This window comes from Peribacillus sp. NPDC097224 (assembly GCF_044761985.1).
In the GTDB taxonomy this organism is placed as follows: domain Bacteria; phylum Bacillota; class Bacilli; order Bacillales; family DSM-1321; genus Peribacillus.
On the sequence record NZ_JBIWDK010000008.1, the window covers coordinates 1 to 18,572 of the forward strand.

17 protein-coding genes, 21 tRNA genes and 1 rRNA gene are annotated in these 18,572 nt (G+C 45.3%); 32 read left to right on the forward strand and 7 right to left on the reverse strand.

All coding sequences use genetic code 11. The features are described 5' to 3' along the window. From rrf to ACIQXR_RS15405, 22 genes are all read left to right on the forward strand, one after another. A 5S ribosomal RNA gene (gene rrf, locus ACIQXR_RS15300) occupies positions 1-90 on the forward strand; the annotation flags it as partial. A 9-nt stretch (positions 91-99) separates the two neighbouring features. Then, positions 100-175 (forward strand) — tRNA-Val (locus ACIQXR_RS15305). Between the two features lie 15 nt (positions 176-190). Next, a tRNA-Thr gene (locus tag ACIQXR_RS15310) sits at positions 191-266 on the forward strand. 21 nt (positions 267-287) lie between these two features. Further along, positions 288-360, forward strand: a tRNA-Lys gene (locus tag ACIQXR_RS15315). Between the two features lie 12 nt (positions 361-372). Next, positions 373-454 (forward strand) — tRNA-Leu (locus tag ACIQXR_RS15320). Positions 455-462: 8 nt separating this feature from the next. Beyond that, positions 463-537, forward strand: a tRNA-Gly gene (locus ACIQXR_RS15325). 12 nt (positions 538-549) lie between these two features. Further along, positions 550-638, forward strand: a tRNA-Leu gene (locus ACIQXR_RS15330). A 9-nt stretch (positions 639-647) separates the two neighbouring features. After that, a tRNA-Arg gene (locus ACIQXR_RS15335) sits at positions 648-724 on the forward strand. Between the two features lie 10 nt (positions 725-734). Beyond that, positions 735-811 (forward strand) — tRNA-Pro (locus ACIQXR_RS15340). Positions 812-829: 18 nt separating this feature from the next. Beyond that, a tRNA-Ala gene (locus ACIQXR_RS15345) sits at positions 830-905 on the forward strand. A 31-nt stretch (positions 906-936) separates the two neighbouring features. Continuing rightward, positions 937-1,013, forward strand: a tRNA-Met gene (locus ACIQXR_RS15350). Between the two features lie 10 nt (positions 1,014-1,023). Continuing rightward, positions 1,024-1,100, forward strand: a tRNA-Ile gene (locus ACIQXR_RS15355). Between the two features lie 20 nt (positions 1,101-1,120). After that, a tRNA-Ser gene (locus ACIQXR_RS15360) sits at positions 1,121-1,213 on the forward strand. A gap of 103 nt (positions 1,214-1,316) precedes the next feature. Next, positions 1,317-1,390: transfer RNA gene (locus ACIQXR_RS15365), tRNA-Met, on the forward strand. Between the two features lie 6 nt (positions 1,391-1,396). Then, positions 1,397-1,472: transfer RNA gene (locus tag ACIQXR_RS15370), tRNA-Asp, on the forward strand. A 7-nt stretch (positions 1,473-1,479) separates the two neighbouring features. Then, positions 1,480-1,555, forward strand: a tRNA-Phe gene (locus tag ACIQXR_RS15375). A gap of 18 nt (positions 1,556-1,573) precedes the next feature. Then, a tRNA-His gene (locus ACIQXR_RS15380) sits at positions 1,574-1,649 on the forward strand. Between the two features lie 4 nt (positions 1,650-1,653). Then, positions 1,654-1,727: transfer RNA gene (locus ACIQXR_RS15385), tRNA-Gly, on the forward strand. 4 nt (positions 1,728-1,731) lie between these two features. Continuing rightward, positions 1,732-1,808: transfer RNA gene (locus ACIQXR_RS15390), tRNA-Ile, on the forward strand. Between the two features lie 11 nt (positions 1,809-1,819). Continuing rightward, positions 1,820-1,894: transfer RNA gene (locus ACIQXR_RS15395), tRNA-Asn, on the forward strand. A 1-nt stretch (position 1,895) separates the two neighbouring features. After that, positions 1,896-1,986: transfer RNA gene (locus tag ACIQXR_RS15400), tRNA-Ser, on the forward strand. 3 nt (positions 1,987-1,989) lie between these two features. Then, a tRNA-Glu gene (locus ACIQXR_RS15405) sits at positions 1,990-2,061 on the forward strand. A 191-nt stretch (positions 2,062-2,252) separates the two neighbouring features. Here ACIQXR_RS15405 and ACIQXR_RS15410 read toward each other — a convergent pair. From ACIQXR_RS15410 to hxlA, 3 genes are all read right to left on the reverse strand, one after another. After that, positions 2,253-2,666, reverse strand: a complete 414-nt coding sequence (locus ACIQXR_RS15410) for an ABC transporter permease (protein ID WP_402875241.1) — start codon at positions 2,664-2,666, stop codon at positions 2,253-2,255. A 447-nt stretch (positions 2,667-3,113) separates the two neighbouring features. Next, entirely contained in the window at positions 3,114-3,671 is a 558-nt protein-coding gene (gene hxlB / locus ACIQXR_RS15415) for a 6-phospho-3-hexuloisomerase (protein ID WP_402875239.1), read from the reverse strand. 8 nt (positions 3,672-3,679) lie between these two features. Beyond that, entirely contained in the window at positions 3,680-4,312 is a 633-nt protein-coding gene (gene hxlA, locus ACIQXR_RS15420; protein ID WP_402875237.1) for a 3-hexulose-6-phosphate synthase, read from the reverse strand. Positions 4,313-4,521: 209 nt separating this feature from the next. Here hxlA and hxlR point away from each other — a divergent pair, with 209 nt between their 5' ends. Beyond that, positions 4,522-4,887, forward strand: a complete 366-nt coding sequence (gene hxlR / locus ACIQXR_RS15425; RefSeq protein WP_402875234.1) for a transcriptional activator HxlR — start codon at positions 4,522-4,524, stop codon at positions 4,885-4,887. Between the two features lie 85 nt (positions 4,888-4,972). On the opposite strand, the gene ACIQXR_RS15430 is transcribed toward hxlR, so the two are convergent. Both ACIQXR_RS15430 and ACIQXR_RS15435 read right to left on the reverse strand, forming a co-directional pair. Continuing rightward, positions 4,973-5,743: a TraR/DksA C4-type zinc finger protein gene (locus ACIQXR_RS15430; protein ID WP_402875231.1), complete on the reverse strand. Its 771-nt coding sequence runs from the start codon at positions 5,741-5,743 to the stop codon at positions 4,973-4,975. Positions 5,744-5,881: 138 nt separating this feature from the next. Continuing rightward, positions 5,882-6,805, reverse strand: a complete 924-nt coding sequence (locus ACIQXR_RS15435; RefSeq protein WP_402875228.1) for a 1,4-dihydroxy-2-naphthoate polyprenyltransferase — start codon at positions 6,803-6,805, stop codon at positions 5,882-5,884. Positions 6,806-7,103: 298 nt separating this feature from the next. Between ACIQXR_RS15435 and ACIQXR_RS15440 the strand changes: the two genes are divergently transcribed. From ACIQXR_RS15440 to ACIQXR_RS15475, 8 genes are all read left to right on the forward strand, one after another. Next, positions 7,104-8,513, forward strand: coding sequence for an isochorismate synthase (locus tag ACIQXR_RS15440; protein ID WP_402875224.1), 1,410 nt, complete (start codon positions 7,104-7,106; stop codon positions 8,511-8,513). Then, positions 8,506-10,257 (forward strand): 2-succinyl-5-enolpyruvyl-6-hydroxy-3-cyclohexene-1-carboxylic-acid synthase, encoded by a 1,752-nt coding sequence (menD, locus tag ACIQXR_RS15445; protein WP_403080329.1) that lies wholly within the window; start codon positions 8,506-8,508, stop codon positions 10,255-10,257. Before ACIQXR_RS15440 ends, menD begins: the two co-directional genes overlap by 8 nt. After that, positions 10,254-11,063: a 2-succinyl-6-hydroxy-2,4-cyclohexadiene-1-carboxylate synthase gene (gene menH / locus ACIQXR_RS15450; RefSeq protein WP_402991853.1), complete on the forward strand. Its 810-nt coding sequence runs from the start codon at positions 10,254-10,256 to the stop codon at positions 11,061-11,063. Before menD ends, menH begins: the two co-directional genes overlap by 4 nt. 12 nt (positions 11,064-11,075) lie before the next feature. Beyond that, a complete protein-coding gene (gene menB, locus ACIQXR_RS15455; RefSeq protein ID WP_402991850.1) occupies positions 11,076-11,894 on the forward strand; it encodes a 1,4-dihydroxy-2-naphthoyl-CoA synthase in 819 nt (272 codons plus the stop codon). Positions 11,895-11,995: 101 nt separating this feature from the next. After that, complete coding sequence (locus tag ACIQXR_RS15460) at positions 11,996-13,477, forward strand: o-succinylbenzoate--CoA ligase (protein WP_403080473.1); 1,482 nt, start codon at positions 11,996-11,998, stop codon at positions 13,475-13,477. After that, positions 13,474-14,577: an o-succinylbenzoate synthase gene (menC, locus tag ACIQXR_RS15465; RefSeq protein ID WP_403080331.1), complete on the forward strand. Its 1,104-nt coding sequence runs from the start codon at positions 13,474-13,476 to the stop codon at positions 14,575-14,577. Before ACIQXR_RS15460 ends, menC begins: the two co-directional genes overlap by 4 nt. Before the next feature lie 41 nt (positions 14,578-14,618). Next, entirely contained in the window at positions 14,619-14,747 is a 129-nt protein-coding gene (locus ACIQXR_RS15470) for a hypothetical protein (RefSeq protein WP_402875205.1), read from the forward strand. A gap of 115 nt (positions 14,748-14,862) precedes the next feature. Continuing rightward, positions 14,863-15,009 (forward strand): hypothetical protein, encoded by a 147-nt coding sequence (locus ACIQXR_RS15475; protein ID WP_402875202.1) that lies wholly within the window; start codon positions 14,863-14,865, stop codon positions 15,007-15,009. 44 nt (positions 15,010-15,053) lie between these two features. Here the strand turns inward: ACIQXR_RS15475 and ACIQXR_RS15480 are convergent, their stop codons facing one another. After that, positions 15,054-15,749, reverse strand: coding sequence for a response regulator (locus ACIQXR_RS15480; protein ID WP_402875198.1), 696 nt, complete (start codon positions 15,747-15,749; stop codon positions 15,054-15,056). Continuing rightward, complete coding sequence (locus ACIQXR_RS15485) at positions 15,746-17,350, reverse strand: ATP-binding protein (RefSeq protein ID WP_402875194.1); 1,605 nt, start codon at positions 17,348-17,350, stop codon at positions 15,746-15,748. The genes ACIQXR_RS15480 and ACIQXR_RS15485 overlap by 4 nt, the downstream gene beginning before the upstream one ends. Positions 17,351-17,493: 143 nt before the next feature. On the opposite strand from ACIQXR_RS15485, the gene ACIQXR_RS15490 reads away from it, so the two are divergent. Further along, positions 17,494-18,555: a DctP family TRAP transporter solute-binding subunit gene (locus tag ACIQXR_RS15490; RefSeq protein WP_403080333.1), complete on the forward strand. Its 1,062-nt coding sequence runs from the start codon at positions 17,494-17,496 to the stop codon at positions 18,553-18,555. Positions 18,556-18,572 lie beyond the last annotated feature (17 nt).

Sequence of the window (18,572 nt, forward strand, 5' to 3'; positions counted from 1 at the left end):
ACCCGTTCCCATTCCGAACACGGCAGTTAAGCTCTTCAGCGCCGATGGTAGTTGGGGGTTTCCCCCTGTGAGAGTAGGACGCCGCCAAGCATATAATATGGAGGATTAGCTCAGCTGGGAGAGCATCTGCCTTACAAGCAGAGGGTCGGCGGTTCGATCCCGTCATCCTCCACCATTATTTTTTACACCTGCCGGTGTAGCTCAACTGGTAGAGCAACTGACTTGTAATCAGTAGGTTGGGGGTTCAAGTCCTCTTGCCGGCACCATTTTTATAGTAAGACAAGCATGAGCCATTAGCTCAGTTGGTAGAGCATCTGACTTTTAATCAGAGGGTCGAAGGTTCGAATCCTTCATGGCTCATCATTTTTTCATGCGGGTGTGGCGGAATTGGCAGACGCACCAGACTTAGGATCTGGCGCCGCAAGGCGTGGGGGTTCAAGTCCCTTCACCCGCATCATTCATGCGGAAGTAGTTCAGTGGTAGAATACAACCTTGCCAAGGTTGGGGTCGCGGGTTCGAATCCCGTCTTCCGCTCCACTTTTCGTATGTGCCGGGGTGGCGGAACTGGCAGACGCACAGGACTTAAAATCCTGCGGTAGGTGACTACCGTACCGGTTCGATTCCGGTCCTCGGCACCATCTTAATATGCGCCCGTAGCTCAATTGGATAGAGCATCTGACTACGAATCAGAAGGTTGTAGGTTCGACTCCCGCCGGGCGCACCATGTTTTTTTGCGGGAAGTAGCTCAGCTTGGTAGAGCACTTGGTTTGGGACCAAGGGGTCGCAGGTTCGAATCCTGTCTTCCCGACCATGTGATTTTTAATGAAATGGGGCCTTAGCTCAGCTGGGAGAGCGCCTGCCTTGCACGCAGGAGGTCAGCGGTTCGATCCCGCTAGGCTCCACCATTTTTTCAAAAAAGAAAACTTATATTATTTTGGCGGTGTAGCTCAGCTGGCTAGAGCGTACGGTTCATACCCGTGAGGTCGGGGGTTCGATCCCCTCCGCCGCTACCAATAAATATAAGGACCTTTAGCTCAGCTGGTTAGAGCAGACGGCTCATAACCGTCCGGTCGTAGGTTCGAGTCCTACAAGGTCCACCATAGAATTTTTTCTTAGCCATGGAGGTATACCCAAGTTCGGCTGAAGGGATCGGTCTTGAAAACCGACAGGGGAGTCAAATCCCGCGGGGGTTCGAATCCCTCTACCTCCTCCATTTGTTTTAAAAGCAACAAGTTGTTTTAAAACAACCTTACATATTAGGAAGTAAAAAAACAGTATTCATGAAAACTTGGTGCAAAATGATTCATTATTACCGTCGCGGGGTGGAGCAGTCCGGTAGCTCGTCGGGCTCATAACCCGAAGGTCGCAGGTTCAAATCCTGTCCCCGCAATCATTAGGTCCCGTGGTGTAGCGGTTAACATGCCTGCCTGTCACGCAGGAGATCGCGGGTTCGATTCCCGTCGGGACCGCCATTTTTTAGGCTCAGTAGCTCAGTCGGTAGAGCAAAGGACTGAAAATCCTTGTGTCGGCGGTTCGATTCCGTCCTGAGCCACCATTACAATTTCATATTACGGCGATTGTGGCGAAGTGGTTAACGCACCTGATTGTGGTTCAGGCATTCGTGGGTTCGATTCCCATCAGTCGCCCCATTTCGCGGGTGTAGTTTAGTGGTAAAACCTCAGCCTTCCAAGCTGATGATGAGGGTTCGATTCCCTTCACCCGCTCCAATATGGGCCTATAGCTCAGCTGGTTAGAGCGCACGCCTGATAAGCGTGAGGTCGATGGTTCGAGTCCATTTAGGCCCACCATATTTTATTGTTCCGCAGTAGCTCAGTGGTAGAGCATTCGGCTGTTAACCGAACGGTCGTAGGTTCGAGTCCTACCTGCGGAGCCATGGGGAAGTACTCAAGAGGCTGAAGAGGCGCCCCTGCTAAGGGTGTAGGTCGCGCGAGCGGCGCGAGGGTTCAAATCCCTCCTTCTCCGCCATTCGGCCCGTTGGTCAAGCGGTTAAGACACCGCCCTTTCACGGCGGTAACACGGGTTCGATTCCCGTACGGGTCATAAAAAGAAGCATACTTATGTATGCTTCTTTTTTTATGACTGTTTTTCTTGAAGAGATGCGACAAGGTTGATGCAGTCTATTTACTTATTATAGATGTATTTAATCAATCCGATGTTTAATAAAGCTAATTCTATCTATTTAACCGATTGCGTAATGTGCATTCCTACCATAATGATCACTCCTATTCCTACTAATACTCTATCAATGTTAAGTTCGCTGAAGGCTGTGCAATAAAATAGCCTATTCCCCCCGTTGAAACAAACATTTCAGCAGCAATTACACCAACCAAGGACTGCCCGATTCCTACACGTAATCCAGATACAATTTGGGGTAAAGAACCTGGAAGAGCGACCGTAAGGAAAGTTTGAAGCTGAGAAGCTCCGAAAGCCTTTGTCACTCTTGTGAGATTGGGGTCAAGATTCTGTACACCGGACATGGTATTGAGAATAATCGTGAATACACCTTCGAGAAAGACGAGTAATACTTTGCTAGGAAATCCGACTCCCACCCATACCATGATTAAAGGCAGTAGGACAATGCGAGGGGTACCTAGCATTGCGGTTAGAAAAGGATCAAAAGCTTTATACCTAAAGGTTTGTACCATCCAGTAATTAGTCCGATGCCCATCCCTACGAAAGCAGCTAGAATGAATCCTACGAAAAAATTCTTAAGTGTGAATGCCAAATTTTCCAAAAGTACACCGCTTACAGCTAGTTGATATCCGACCTGTACCATTTGCAATGAAGAACTTAAAAATATAGGATTGATTACTCTAAATTGATAGAGTAACTCCCAAAAGTTGAGTACACTTAAGAAGCTAATCAAACCTATATAGGGTGGTCAGCTACATCGTAGGAGTCTTTTTTCTATAAGTTTGATGTTTCCCTCTATAAAGGAAGAGACCTTTTATTAGGATGGGCATATAATATGTCTTCCGTCACTGGACGGTATCTTAATTTATAGAATATATAGGAGCCTGTAATCCTTTTACAAAAAAAAGACCGCAAGTAAATTCAGAAGAATTTCTTGCGGTCTTTTTATATTTCACTTTTTACTCGAGATTTGCGTGTCGGCCATACATTTTATTCGTATCCAATCCCTTTTTATCCATTATCCTTAAAATGACGCTATCGAAGAAAAGTAAAAGAGTCTGCTCAAATAGAGAGCCCATCGGTTGGATTGTTTGGTAATGACCTTCCGACTGGTCTTTTGGTGAACCAGGCAGCTTTATTGAGTAATCCGCCAATTTTCCAATGGTCGATTCGGGGGAAATGGTTACGGTCGCAATGGTTCCACCGATATTCGTTGCTTTCTCTGCTATGGAAATCAAACTTTTTGTTTCTCCCGAACCGGTTCCAAGGATTAAAAGGTCATCTTTTTCGAAGGTGGGGGTGACGGTTTCACCTAATACATATGCATCTATCCCCATATGCATCATTCGCATGGCAAAGGATTTACCCATCAGCCCGGATCTTCCTGCACCTGCTACAAAAACTTTCTTTGCTTCAAGAATCCGATTAACCAATTGTTCAGCTTCTTCGTCAGCTATTAAGTCTACTGAACGACTTAGCTCTTGTATGATTTTAGCCATATATTGAGAAGTCTGCATGATACTTATTAGCCTTGTTTAATTAATTCTTGTATTTGGGCAGCTGTCCCTTTAATATCATCTTGTCCAGTGATGCCTCCGCCAACAATGATAAGGTCAGGTTGTACTTTAATGACTTCCGGAAGTGTATCTAATTTTATGCCGCCTGCAATAGCCGTTTTTGCATTCTTTACAACGCGTTTAATGGTTTGAAGGTCCTCAAAAGAGTTTTTTCCAACAGCTTGAAGATCGTAGCCAGTGTGTACACAGATGTAATCGACGCCAAATGCATCCAATTCTTTCGCACGAGTTTCAAGATCTTTCACAGCGATCATATCAACAAGGATTTTTTTGCCTTGTTTTTTAGCTTCTTCTACAGCCCCTTTGATGGACATATCTTCAGCTGCACCAAGAATCGTGATGATATCAGCGCCAGCTTCAGATGCCTTCATCACTTCGTAACCGGCTGCATCCATAATTTTAAGGTCAGCTAATACTTTTAAAGAAGGGAAAGCTGCTTTCATTTCTTTAACAGCCCGAAGCCCTTCATTAATAACTACCGGTGTACCGATTTCTACGATATCTATATATTCTTCCACCTGTTTAACCAATTCAATTCCTTCTTGAATGTTTACTAAGTCCAATGCCAATTGTAATTCCATTTATCCTTCACTCCCACTAGTATGTTTTAGTATGTTGCACAGTAAGTATGTACCTCTCACGTTCATTCAATGCACAGCAAGAAAATCATCTTGACTATACAATGTATCATATACTAAGTATAATATTTTTGTTAGTACGCACTTTTATTATACATAGTGTTAAAAAGTATACCATGGGATGCAGGATTCTAAATATGGAGGTAATTCAGATGACAAGGCTAGAGAATAAAACATTCAATTGTGAGAAGGAATTGACCCTTTCTGTTATTGGGGGAAAATGGAAGATGCTTATTTTATGGCACTTAGGCAAGCAGGGGACCAAGCGTTTTGGTGAATTGAAGGCACTTATGCCGGGCATCACTCAAAGAATGCTGGTTAACCAGCTTCGAGAGCTGGAAGAAGATCTTATTGTTCATCGCGAGGTTTATCCAATCGTACCTCCCAAAGTGGAATACTCTCTGACAGAACAAGGAGAAAGCCTGATGCCGATTCTTGATTCGATGTATAATTGGGGTAAAAATTATATGGAGAATGTCGTTGGAGGCCAAGAAGATAGTAAAGAGAGTATCAAGTAGAAAACGATTTCTTTTAAGCCTTATAAGGATAGCATTAAAAAAGTGCTGACCCCGTACAAAGTTCTGTACAAGGTCTGGCACTTTTTTATTTTTCATCTATATAGCTGTCTTTCTTCTTGTAAGGGATATTGCCCATTTTAGAATCAATCTTCCGGTCATCGAGCATGTCTTCGTATTCTTCTTTGTTCTCGTTGGATACGACTTGACGATTTTTCCCTTCTATATCATTGGCTGCATATCCTTCATAGTCTTCAGGGAATGTCTCGGTATCGTCTTCTGTATCATAAAGTTCGTTATAGCTTGTGCGATTATGCTGATAGTCTGCCGGAGTGTCTGATGTTCCGAATTGGGCGACTTCACCGAAACTGTCCTCTTTGACCGTATTTTCGTCGTCTGTATCTGAATGGCGCCTGTTCTCAAAGTTATCTCCCTTAGAAGGGATTAGGATATCTTCCTCGGCTGGCCTATATTCATCGGTCACGTCGTCATGGACTTTTTGTTCTGGTGTATGCTCGATACAATATAAGGTGGAAGGAACCACTTCAAGCCGTTCATATGGGATATCTTTGTCGCACTCCTTACAAACACCGTATGTTCCTTCTTTTATGGCTTCTAGGGCAAGATCGATTTTTCCGATTTCCTCTTCCGCGTGCTCATTGATGGCTTGATATCTTTCCTTGTCGAAAAGCTCGGTGCCTAAGTCGGCGGGGTGATTATCATAGGAAGAGATTTCGCCGGAAAAGTCGGTTTGTGACTGTTTGGTTACAGTCTCATCATTCTTGATTCTTTGTTGAAGCTGTTCTTTTTCACTTAACAGTTCTTCTTTTAATTTCAGGATTTGTTTTTCAGTCGCCATTGGTTTCCTCTCCTTTTATAAGTACGATTATGGTTTCATCGTTGTTTTTTGTGTAGTTATTAGTAAGTACCCGAATCAGCGGGGTGGGAAACAACGAAAAAACCCCATGCACCATGCACGGGGTTTAAAGCTTTGCGTTTATTGAATGAAATAATGGATGAGTAAACCGATGAACATCAGTAAACCGAAGAACGTATTCGTTTGTGCCGTTGCTTTCATCGCTGGCACCATTGTGATGGCTTCCGTTTTACCTGCAAAGCCTTTGATGGCAGTCAGGGCCTTCGGAATGCTTAGGAAAGAAAGCAGGATCCAAGGTGTTACGTCTCCCAAGAGAATCAGTCCGACAACCCACACATAACAGAATGCAAACATGACGGACATGAAAGTTAGTGCATTTTTCCTTCCCATAACGACAGGCATCGTTTTGCGGCCATGGGCCTTATCGCCGTCATGGTCCCGAAGGTTATTCGATAGATTGATCAATCCGACAAGAACACCGCTTGGTACGGCAATCAGGATGGCCAAGGAAGAAACTGTACCGGTCTGGATGAAGTAGGCGATCAAGATGATCAAGAAGCCCATGAATAGACCGGAAAAAAGTTCCCCGAATGGTGTGTATGATATCGGTAGCGGACCTCCGGTATAAAGGTAGCCGACCAGCATGCAAACAAGACCGACAGCGGCAATCCACCAAGATGAAGCGGCGCAAATATAGATTCCTAGTAAAAGAGAGATTCCATACATGCTAAGGGCCAAGGTCATGATCAGTTTCGGGGTCATGCCATGACGGACGATACCGCCACCGATGCCGACTGATTCTTCGGTATCAAGGCCCCTTTTGAAATCATAGTATTCATTAAATAAGTTCGTTGCAGCTTGAATAAGGATGCTTGCGATCATCATGGCCGCAAATAATAACCAATTTACGCCATCCTCTAACAAGGCAAGGACGGTTCCAAGCAGGACGGGAACAAAAGCTGCGGTAAGTGTATGTGGACGAATTAACTCCCACCAGATTTTCCAGGTTCGTTTAAGGGGAAGCTCGTCGTATTCTGTGTGCATTATTTCTCTCCTCAAAATCATGATCAGTACCTTAAAATTATAACAAAGATTGAATTTGTTCACAAAAGGATATCCTATAAAATGTAGGAAAAGTGTTCGAGCGTGTCAAAGGGATTTGATGAGCCGGGACTTCCAAATTGAAGGAGATGCTACATCATTATCTAAGAATCATATAATAAGGAAAAAAGCAGGCATGATTTGTCGGTTCGAGGGTGGTTTTATTGACATGAGGTTAAACGGAGGTGTATCTTTAAATAGGTTAAAAAGCTTTTAAAATGTACGATTTGGGGGGATATTTTTGGCTATCTCGAAAGAAACTGAACGGTTTCAGGGACTGGCTATGGCCATACAAAAGGCGAAGAACTTGAATGAACAAGTTCTATTCAGTCATATTAAGAAAATAGAGTGCAACAACCCCCTTTCATTTTATCAAGCTGGAAGAGAACGGTATAAGGGTGAACGCTTCTTTTGGCAGGATCCCGCAAAAGATATAACCATTACTGGTTTAGGCAACGTTAAGAAAATCCAGGCGGCACCAAATGCCGACCGTTATAGAGAAGTTGAAATGAGCTGGATCAAGCTGCAGAATACTGCTGTTACAACAGGAGTGACCGATGTGGATGCGACCGGCCCTTTGCTATTTGGGGGCTTTTCTTTTGATTATGAAACCAACAGTTCGTTCCTATGGAATCAATTTGGGGACAATCTGTTCTATATACCTGCCTTCATGCTATCGATAGTGGAGGGGGAGGCCTACTTAACGACAAACCTACTTTGTTCGCCGGATGATTCAGAAAAACTCTTCATAGATATGATAAACGAAAGGGAAGCATTCCTTACCGAAAACTTGGATGATGGCGAAATACCGGCCAATGTCTTTGTTGAGCAGAAGGAAGTCGAACCTGAGGCATGGAAGAAGACCGTTGCGCGGGCCGTTGAGGAAATTAAGACGACGGATCTTGATAAGATCGTTCTGGCAAGGGAATTGCGCCTTGTGTTTGAACGCTCCATCGATTCGAAACAGGTTCTAGAGCAACTGCTTGCCGAGCAGCCGATGAGCTATATTTTCTGTTTAGAGGCAGGCGGTGACTGTTTTGTCGGGGCCACTCCTGAGCGATTAATCAAAAAGCAGGGAAATGAAGTCTTTTCAACTTGTCTTGCCGGATCAATGGGCCGGGGGAAAACCGAAGAAGAGGATACTCGTCTAGGTAATGAACTTCTTTTGGATCAAAAGAATCTACAAGAGCACAAGTACGTCGTTTCGATGATTACCAACGCTTTTGAAGCCGTATGTGATGAGGTCATCATTCCATCAGGACCGAAGTTGATGAAAAACCGTCATATACAGCATTTGTTTACACCGGTGAAAGGTACGTGTAAAGCGGATACGACTATTTTCGAGTGTGTCGAGAATCTCCATCCAACGCCGGCATTGGGTGGGCTTCCAAAAGAGAAAGCTGTCACACGCATTCGGGAAATAGAAGGTCTGGAACGAGGCTTTTATGCGGGACCACTCGGCTGGGTGGATTCGAAGGGGAACGGTGAATTCGCGGTTGGAATCCGTTCCGCACTATTACAGGACAATGAGGCATCGCTTTTTGCAGGATGTGGCGTGGTAGAAGATTCAACACCGGAAAGTGAATTCCAGGAAACGGGGATTAAATTCAACCCGATGTTAAGTGCTTTAGGAGGAAAAATGAATGAATGACCGAGATGCATTGACAGCCTATGCTGCTTCATTTGTCGATGAGCTGGCACAAAATCGAATGAAGCATGTGGTCGTGAGCCCTGGTTCACGTTCTACACCTCTTGCTTTATTGATGGTGGAACATCCTGATATTCAGGTACATATTAATGTCGATGAGCGTTCGGCGTCTTTTTTTGCTCTTGGATTGGCTAAGGCATTAAAAGAACCAGTCGGACTTCTTTGTACGTCCGGAACGGCTGCGGCGAACTTTCATCCTGCCGTCATTGAGGCTTTCTATTCAAGGGTGCCCCTAGTTGTCCTGACAGCTGATCGGCCCCATGAGCTACGAGATGTCGGAGCTCCACAGGCCATCGACCAAATCAATTTATATGGAAAGCAAGTGAAGTGGTTTGTCGAGATGGCGCTTCCGGAGAGCAGTGATGAAATGATCCGGTATGCGAGGACCATCGGAGCGAGAGCGGTAGCGACGGCATCCATGGAACCTTCAGGACCTGTCCACTTGAACTTCCCTTTACGTGAGCCACTCATTCCAGATTTAAAACAAGCCAAGGAATATAGGCAAAGTAAGGAAACGCCGACTGTGATGATCGATAGTGGGATACGCTCACTAACGGCCGCACAATTAGACGGATTGACCTCTACTTTGTCAAAAGCAAAACAAGGCATCATCGTGTGTGGGGAACTTAGGAACCCAGAGATGAAGGATGCCATCATCACATTAGCAGACAAGCTTGGGTTCCCGATACTGGCTGACCCGCTTTCTCAGTTACGGAGCGGCACACATGACAAAGACGCCATCATCGAGGCTTATGATACATTTTTGCGTGATGAAGCTGCCAAGGCTGCATTCCAACCGGATGTCGTGCTTCGATTCGGCTCGATGCCAGTTTCGAAGCCCCTGCTTTTATTCTTGAAAAAACAAAAGCAGGCTTTGACATTGGTCATCGATGGTGGTGCAGGATGGCGTGAACCGGCTGGATTGGCCACGAGCATGATCTATTGTGATGAAGTCGACTTTTGTCATCGCATCGGTGAAAAATTACCTGAAGCAACAGACAGAGACTGGCTTGGTTTGTGGCAATCCATCAATGGAGCGACGAAGAATGCCTTATCTTCCATCCAGGATGAATCGGAGTTGAGTGAAGGAAAGCTCTTTTCCTTACTCCAGGACATGATGCCGGTAGGTTCGACCGTATTTGTCGGGAACAGTATGCCTATCCGGGATTTGGATACGTTCTTTTTAAACAACGAGAAAAGCATCAAGACGATGGCGAACCGTGGGGCAAACGGAATTGATGGTGTCGTTTCCACGGCAATCGGTGTGAGCACGGTTACCGAAAATACGGTGCTGGCCATAGGTGATTTAAGCTTTTTCCATGATATGAACGGATTGCTTGCAGCCAAACTGCAAAAGCAGAACATCACGGTCCTGTTGATCAACAATGATGGCGGAGGGATCTTCTCCTTCCTTCCACAGGCGAAAGAAAAGGAACATTTCGAAACGTTATTCGGAACGCCGCACGGACTTGATTTCTCCCATGCTGCTTTGCTTTATGGAGGGAAATATAACAAGGTGCGGAATTGGGATGAATTAAAACAAGTGTTCACGGATTCCTTTGAAATACCTGGATTGAAAATCATTGAAGTGCCTACAGAGCGGGAATCCAATATGCAAACCCATCGAAATTTGTGGAGTTTTGTTTCCCAGGAAATAAAGCGGGTGCTTGATGGGGAAATTTCATGAAAATTGTCAGTGGAGATGTCACATATGCTGTTGAAATAGCGGGAAATGGTGAACCTATAGTATGTCTACATGGGTTCACCGGGAACCGGGATACATGGGACTTTCTTGTTCCCATGTTGCAGGACCGCTATTCTTTGATCATGGTTGATATCATCGGCCATGGGGAAACGATGGCGCCTGATGATTTCCAGCGGTATGGGATGGAGCAAGTAGCAAAGGATTTGAAGCTTATTCTAGAGAAATTGAAGCTGCGAAAAGCCCATATCCTTGGTTACTCGATGGGTGGCAGATTAGCATTGGCGTTCTCTTGCTTGTATCCAGAGTATGTTCATACATTGATGCTGGAAAGTTCCTCTCCGGGTCTAAGGACAGAAGAGGAGCGAGAACACCGCAGGGGCAACGATGCGAAGCTTGCCAAGCGAATCCTTGAACATGGCATGGAAGCGTTTGTCGAACAGTGGGAAAACATCCCGTTGTTTGAAACCCAAAAAAGGTTGTCCACAGATATACAAACTGCCATTCGACAGCAACGGCTCGCAAATACACCGATCGGTCTGTCGAACAGCTTGCTCGGCATGGGGACAGGAAACCAACCATCCTATTGGGAAAATCTTGAGACCCTGGATTTTCCCGTGTTGCTTGTGACAGGTGAATTGGATGAAAAATTCTGCCATATCGCTGAAATGATGCAAAGTCGATTGAAAAATGTCGAATGGAAAAAAATTAATGACGTCGGGCATGCAATTCATGTGGAAGATGGGCAAAAGTTTGGTAAAATAATAAATGGGTTTTTAAAGCGAAATTAAGGAGGAAATACGATGACAATTCAATGGGAAACTATTCGTGAATATGACGAAATTTTATACGAGAAGTATAATGGCATTGCAAAAGTATCGATTAACCGTCCGCATGTACATAATGCATTCACGCCAAAGACGACTGCAGAAATGATTGATGCTTTTGCTAGAGCACGTGATGATGCAAGCATCGGTGTTATCATTTTGACAGGTGTAGGCGGAAAAGCCTTCTGTTCAGGTGGAGACCAAAAGGTACGCGGGAATGGCGGATATGTTGGGGAAGATAATATCCCACGCCTGAACGTACTTGATTTACAACGCTTGATCCGTGTGATTCCAAAACCGGTCGTAGCGATGGTTGCAGGTTGGGCAATTGGCGGCGGTAATGTATTGAATGTCGTTTGTGACTTAACAATCGCTGCTGACAATGCGGTCTTCGGTCAAACTGGTCCGAACGTGGGAAGCTTCGATGCCGGTTACGGTTCAGGTTACCTAGCTCGTATCGTTGGACATAAGAAAGCGCGTGAAATCTGGTACCTATGCCGTCAATACAATGCACAAGAAGCATTGGATATGGGCTTAGTCAACACAGTTGTGCCTCTAGATCAATTAGAAGCCGAAACAGTTAAATGGTGTGAGGAAATGCTTGAGAAGAGCCCAACAGCGCTTCGTTTCTTAAAAGCAGCGATGAACGCCGATACAGATGGACTTGCTGGACTTCAACAACTTGCTGGAGACGCAACTCTTTTATACTACACAACAGATGAAGCAAAAGAAGGCCGCGACGCGTTCAAAGAAAAACGTGATCCAGACTTCGGACAATTCCCTCGTTTCCCTTAATGAAAAAAGTAAGAGAATGAGTGGTTAGATTAGGGGGCAGCTTGGCGGAATTATTCGTCGAGCTGTTTTCTATATACAAAGGAAAAGGAGAGGGCTCTTGGATGACTGAAGAGAAATTGCCGAATTGGCTGAAAAACCGTGCTCATTTATCACCTGACCGTCCGGCGATCGAGTTTGAAGGGAGCACGTATACGTTTCTTGAATTACATAGGTTGACGGAAAATATGGCGGGGAAATTGGCAGCTAGTGGGATAAAGGCTGGTGAACCATGCGCGGTTTTACTTCGGAATCATATTGATAGCGTCGTCATGATTCATGCACTCTTTTATTTGGGCGCGAAAATCGTGGTGCTCAATAATAAGCTGACGGTCAAGGAATTATCTTGGCAAATCAAGGACAGCGAGTCAATGAGGCTGATTTCGGAAGAAGGGTTTATCGAAAAGCTTTCCGGGATCCAATCGTTGCTTCCGGATGTAGAGGTTCTTTTTAAAGAAGAGTTGCCTGCCCAAGGAACCGCTGATATACGCGATGACTTCTATCTGGAAGATACTGCGACGATCATGTATACATCGGGTACGACGGGCCATCCAAAAGGCGTCATCCAATCGTTCGGCAATCACTGGTGGAGCGCGGTCGGCTCCGTATTGAACCTTGGCTTGAGGGAAGAGGACAGCTGGTATTGTGCCGTTCCGATTTTTCATATAAGCGGGTTATCGATTCTGATGAAAAGTGTAATCTATGGAATGAAAGTCGTGTTGGTCGAGAAATTCGATGAACATGAGGCAAACCGGGCCATCTTGAATAATGGTGTGACGATGATATCGGTTGTGACGGCGATGTTGAATAGAATGCTGCATGACCTTGGTGCTGCGCGTTATCCGGAAACATTTCGTTGCGCACTGCTAGGCGGAGGCCCTGCACCTGTACATATGCTCGAAGCCTGCAGGGAAAAAGGAATACCCGTTTATCAGACCTACGGCATGACGGAAACAGCTTCGCAAATCGTGACACTTGCCCCGGAAAATGCGATGACAAAGGTTGGGTCTGCCGGTAAGGCCTTGTTCCCTTCCCAACTAAGGATAGAGAAGGACGGCAAGATATGCGGACCGGGTGTACCGGGTGAGATTGTCGTATCGGGTCCGAATGTAACGAAAGGCTATCTCAATCGTTTGGATGCGACAGAGCAAGCGATTTCAGAGGGCTGGCTTTACACGGGGGATCTGGGTTACCTTGATGAAGAAGGGTTTTTATACGTGCTTGACCGGCGTTCGGACTTAATCATTTCTGGAGGGGAGAATGTCTATCCAGCCGAGATTGAGAATGTCCTAAGTACGCACCCAGCCGTTTTCGAGGCGGGTGTCACCGGTATCGATCATGAAACATGGGGGCGGGTGCCGCTTGCTTTCGTTGTCAGGCATAAAGGCATGGAAGTTAGCGAAGCTGAGCTGTTGGCCCATTGCCGAGAGGGGCTAGCTGCTTATAAAATTCCCCGCAACGTATTATTTCTTGAAGAACTGCCACGCAATGGTGCAAGTAAGCTCTTGCGCAGGGAACTGAAGAAGCGATGGGGGGACCAGAAATGAAGTTGACATCCATCACTTTAAGGTTCGTGAAGGCCCCTTTAAAGCGGCCATTCACGACCCATCTGGAAACCGTGACGGAACGGGAAGTCATCGTTGTCGAAGCACGAGATCAAGATGGGGGTATTGGATACGGGGAGGCAGTGCCATTTTCGAGTCCATGGTACACCGAGGAAACGGTGAAAACCTGTTTTCATATGTTGGAGGACTTCCTGATTCCTAAGACGTTGGCATTCGATTTGACGCATCCCAATCAGCTTGCGGGCCTTTGGAGCGGTATCAGAAGGAATGCCATGGCAAAGTCGGCCTTGGAACAGGCAATCTGGGATTTGTATGCCAAGCAAGAGGGCATCTATCTCGGAAAGCTATTCGGGGGGGAACGAACCGAAGTGGATGCTGGGGTCGTCGTTGCCTCCGATCACATAGAGGATGCACTCCGGCAAATAGAGGAAGGCTTGGCGGTCGGCTATCGACGCTATAAAATCAAGATCAATCCAGCAAATGATACGGAATACCTGACGCAAATCCGGAGGGCCTATCCAGATATCCCCTTGATGGTGGATGCGAATTCGGCCTACTCGCTTTCGGATGTCCCTCACCTGCAAAAGCTGGATGACTTTCAGCTTATGATGATCGAGCAGCCTCTTGGGCATGATGATATCGTCGAACATGCCATTTTGCAAAAGCAGCTGAGGACACCGATCTGCCTTGATGAAAGCATCAATTCCTACCATGATGCGAAAAGTGCGCTGATGCTAAAGAGCTGCGGAGTGATCACGATCAAAATGGCGAAGGTCGGAGGTTGGTCCCAAGCGGTCAAAATCCATGATCTTTGTGTGGAACAGGATATTCCCCTTTGGTGTGGTGGCATGATTGAGTTCGGCATATCACGTGCCCATAACCTTGCACTGGCCACGTTAAAGGGATTCACGATTCCGGGAGATATTTCTTCCTCGTCACGTTATTGGGAGCATGACATCATCGAACCGGAAGTCATCGTGAAAAATGGCGTCATTAAGGTTCCGGACAAACCGGGAATCGGTTTTGACATCCGTGAGAAGCGGTTGGATGAACTGACAAGCTATAGGGTCGTTTATAAGTAATGAAAACCCCGATGTAATAGGGGGGAGATTATAGTGAGTAGATGAAGCTGTCATGGGGCAGCTTTTTTGCTATGGATAAAGGAGAGAACTGGATCGGTTTCCGATTCGGCGACTCTATTACAATCGTAACTGGTTTTACCTTCCTCCTCATTTATCGATTGAATGATTAGTCCTTAATAAATATTTATATTCAAAAATGGGGCTTTGTCTATTTTTCCTTTTATGGATTATTTTGTATAATGTAAGAAAGCGAAAACATTTTAGAGAAAGGGAGGGGGGAAGAATATGAAAAAGCCGTACCTTATTGCAGAGGTTTTGTTAAGAAGGGGGATGCCGGATTTTGTCATTAAGGAAATCACTGCATTAGCGGAGTGCGAGTTGTTTCTTTTGAAAAGAAAATGGGGAATCTATGACCGGACGAAGGAAGCATGAAAGGAACCGTCTTCATGGTATGAATCGGTCCCTTTTTATATGGGCTATTCCTTGTTAAGGCGGTATCGATTGACAGGGCGGCCAATATTGCCATACTGGACATCAAGTTGAAGGATTTCTTCATCATGTAAGTACTCGAGATAGCGTCGGGCCGTCACCCGCGCAATGCCGATTCCATCGGCGACGTCCTCTGCGGATAGAGAGCCAGGTTGGGTTTTGATGAATTTCGTGACCTGTTCCAGAGTGGACCCGTTCAACCCTTTGGGGACATCTTTTTTCAATGTCTGCTTAGGAGACGATTGGTTTTGGAAGAGAAGGCGATCCAGTTGGGTTTGAGAGATAGAATGATCTGGTTCAACTTCCATGCGAAAGGCATAATATTGCTCAAGTGTATGTTGCAGCCTTTCGAATTTAAAGGGTTTGATTAAATAATCAAAGGCTCCATTCTGAATCATTTTCCGGATGGTTTTCTGATCATTGGCCGCCGAGATGATGATGACGTCGACATCAAGTTGGTCTTTCCTTATTTGATAAAGCGTATCCACGCCATTCAAGTTCGGCATGAAGATGTCCAAAATGACAAGATCCGGTTTTAGCTTCTTGATTTTTTCAAGACCTTCCAGTCCATTATTAGCCGTATCCACCACGGTAAAGGCGGAAAGGCGCTCGATAAATTGTTTATTTACCTCCTGGACCATTGGGTCATCTTCAATTAAAAGTACACATATTTGATTGGTCATTTGATCTCCTCTATATCCTGCATGGGAAAGGAAAGAAAAAAGCTGGTCCCTTCGTTAGGCCGCGTCGTAAAACTCATTTCGCCATGCGCCTTTTTTACAATTTGATTGATTAGATAAAGTCCTATTCCCGATCCCTCGGAACCTTTTGTCGTGAAACCATACTCGAAAATATCCTTATGTATAGGTTCGGGAATGCCCGGTCCATTGTCTTCCAGCACGATTTGACAATGCCGTTCATCTTGATAGATGGACAGATAGACCTGCTTGGATTCTTCGGTCGAATATTTCAGTGCCGCAAAAGAATTCTCTATCAGATTTCCGACAATCAAGACAAAATCATGATAATCCAAGTCAGGTGGAAAGCGGTCCAGCTTCGTATGCTTATCCATGGTAAGCTCGATGCCAAGCTCCCTGCCTATGGAAACCTTACTCAAAAGCAGCCCCACTAAATTATCATCGTGTATGTGCTTCGTTAAGAACCTGGTCAATTCCTCCTGTTCCTCGGTGATCTGAAAAATATACTGTAGAGCATCGTCTAAATTTCCTAGTTGTATCAATCCGGCGATCGTATGTAGCTTGTTCATATGTTCATGATTTTGTACACGCAGAGCTTCCACGAATGCCTTTACGCTTGTCAGTTCCTCGGCAAGCTTCGTCACATCCGTCCGGTCTTGGAAAATGGCCACGGCGCCGACGGTCTTATCGTCTATCTTGATCGGTACCCGGTTGCTCAGGATGTTTTTTTGCTGGACGGAAATTTCCTGATTGACGATGGGAGTTGTCCGTTCCAAAACTTCTGGGAGGCGGGTATCATCCACCACATCCGTGATTTTTTTGCCGATCACGGAACCGCTTATGTTCAGCATCTGTTTGGCCTTTTCATTGAATATCGTAATGATCTGATTAGTGTCAATGGCGATGACCCCTTCATGCATGGCATTGAAGGCGGCCGTCCTTTCAACGAGCATCTGGGAAATCTGGTGGGGCTCAAGCTGGAAGGTTTCCTTTTTAATGCGCCTGGCCAGTAGCCATGAGCCGCATACACCAAACAGAAGCGTCAAAAAGAGAAGAAGCAGGATTTCCGTCTTTAAGTCAGTGATGACTTCCGGGATCGTCGGCAGGATGTTCCCGACAAGGACGACACCTATCTGTTTGTTTTCTTCATTTAGGATGGGAACGAAGGCACGAACGGAAACGCCAAGTTCCCCTACGGCTTTCGAGATATATTCATGTTCTGCAAAAGCGGCACGCTCATCATTGCTTTTCGATAAGGTCCCCAGTTGGCTGTAAACCGGATGGGAGTACCGCATATGTTTTTCATTCAGGACAACGATATAATCGGCCTGATGAATTTTTCTTAAATTTTCAATGATGGGATTCAGTTCGGTCCAGCCTTCCGGTTCCAGGACCATCTTTTGTACTTCGGGAAGTTCTGCAATCGTATGGGCCGTGATCATCGAACGGGCACCGGTTTCCTCTTCCCTGATGGAGACGATATTCCCAAAAATGATAATCCCACCAATGAGGATGGAAAAGGCCACGATTATAAAGGATAGCAGGGTGATCTTTAATTGAATCGGCATATGAAAGGATTTATCCATTTGTTTTCCTCCATTAGATCTCTCCTTAATACTACCAGAATCTTCGGTTATTTTCGCCCAATTTCCTAGGTTGTCATACAACGGTGAAAAAGCTGTGATAGAATGAACGTATAATGTGAAGCGTTCGGTAAGGAGATGTCACTATGCGTGCTTACGGGGGATACCTGGTGTTAATCGGAATAGGGGTATTGGTTGCGGTTTATATCGCCTTTCAATCGTTCTTTACAAGCTTTGGGTTCGATTTGCCCATAGATGAGGAACAGGTTGGAATGGAGGATCAAATCGTGATTAAGTTCAGTCATGTGGTGGCTGAGAATACACCCAAGGGTTTGGCGGCAAGCCGGTTTGCGGCCCTTGTGGACGAATATACCGATCACCGTGTCAAAATTGAGGTGTATCCGAATCAATCGTTGTATAGTGATCGCGAAGAAATAGAGGCATTACAAGAAAATAAGGTGCAGATGATTGCACCGACCACTTCTAAAATTACGAACATATCGGAAAAATGGATGCTTTTGGACCTTCCTTATATCTTTCCCACGGATGCTGCCCTCAAAGAAGCGCTGAATGGGGAAGTGGGAGAAGAACTTCTGAATCATTTAGCTGAGGTAAATATCGAAGGTCTTGCCTTTTGGTCCAATAACTTTAAACAAATGACAAGCAATGAGCCCATCCGCCGTCCTGAAGACTTGTCCGGGAAAAACTTCCGGATCATGCCGAGTCCTGTGCTGGAGAGTCAATTCGAACACTTTGGCGCGTCAACCTCGAAGTTGGAGTTTAATGACACATTCAAAAGTCTGGAAATCAAGAAGACGGATAGCCAGGAAAATACGATCTCCAATATCTATTCCAAGAAGCTATATGACGTGCAGAAATATTTAACCATAAGTGACCATGGCTATTTAGGGTATGTCGTCATGATGAATCAATCCTTTTGGGAAGACCTTCCTCCGGATATCCAACAGCAAATCACGCGGGCGATGGATGATACAACATCTTGGCTTTGGGACAAGGCGAAGGAAATGAACCAAACCCAGCTACAAGCCATTAAAGAGAAATCCACGATTGAAGTCTATACCTTATCCGATAAAGAGAGAAAGCTGTGGATGAAAGAAATGACAAGCATCTATCCTGAATTCGAACCAGTCATCGGAAAAGACTTGATGGAGAAGATGGAAAGAATACGCGAGAAATATATCGAGTGAAAAAAACCGGACTCAAA

Coding starts and splice junctions, on each gene's coding strand:
- hxlR (WP_402875234.1), top strand. CDS start 4,522: ATGACAAGGCTAGAGAATAAAACATTCAATTGTGAGAAGGAATTGACC.
- menH (WP_402991853.1), top strand. CDS start 10,254: ATGAAAATTGTCAGTGGAGATGTCACATATGCTGTTGAAATAGCGGGA.
- menB (WP_402991850.1), top strand. CDS start 11,076: ATGACAATTCAATGGGAAACTATTCGTGAATATGACGAAATTTTATAC.
- ACIQXR_RS15470 (WP_402875205.1), top strand. CDS start 14,619: ATGAAGCTGTCATGGGGCAGCTTTTTTGCTATGGATAAAGGAGAGAAC.
- ACIQXR_RS15460 (WP_403080473.1), top strand. CDS start 11,996: ATGACTGAAGAGAAATTGCCGAATTGGCTGAAAAACCGTGCTCATTTA.
- ACIQXR_RS15410 (WP_402875241.1), bottom strand. CDS start 2,666: ATGGTACAAACCTTTAGGTATAAAGCTTTTGATCCTTTTCTAACCGCA.
- hxlA (WP_402875237.1), bottom strand. CDS start 4,312: ATGGAATTACAATTGGCATTGGACTTAGTAAACATTCAAGAAGGAATT.
- ACIQXR_RS15475 (WP_402875202.1), top strand. CDS start 14,863: ATGAAAAAGCCGTACCTTATTGCAGAGGTTTTGTTAAGAAGGGGGATG.
- ACIQXR_RS15490 (WP_403080333.1), top strand. CDS start 17,494: ATGCGTGCTTACGGGGGATACCTGGTGTTAATCGGAATAGGGGTATTG.
- ACIQXR_RS15430 (WP_402875231.1), bottom strand. CDS start 5,743: ATGGCGACTGAAAAACAAATCCTGAAATTAAAAGAAGAACTGTTAAGT.
- ACIQXR_RS15485 (WP_402875194.1), bottom strand. CDS start 17,350: ATGGATAAATCCTTTCATATGCCGATTCAATTAAAGATCACCCTGCTA.
- menC (WP_403080331.1), top strand. CDS start 13,474: ATGAAGTTGACATCCATCACTTTAAGGTTCGTGAAGGCCCCTTTAAAG.
- hxlB (WP_402875239.1), bottom strand. CDS start 3,671: ATGCAGACTTCTCAATATATGGCTAAAATCATACAAGAGCTAAGTCGT.
- menD (WP_403080329.1), top strand. CDS start 8,506: ATGAATGACCGAGATGCATTGACAGCCTATGCTGCTTCATTTGTCGAT.
- ACIQXR_RS15435 (WP_402875228.1), bottom strand. CDS start 6,805: ATGCACACAGAATACGACGAGCTTCCCCTTAAACGAACCTGGAAAATC.
- ACIQXR_RS15480 (WP_402875198.1), bottom strand. CDS start 15,749: ATGACCAATCAAATATGTGTACTTTTAATTGAAGATGACCCAATGGTC.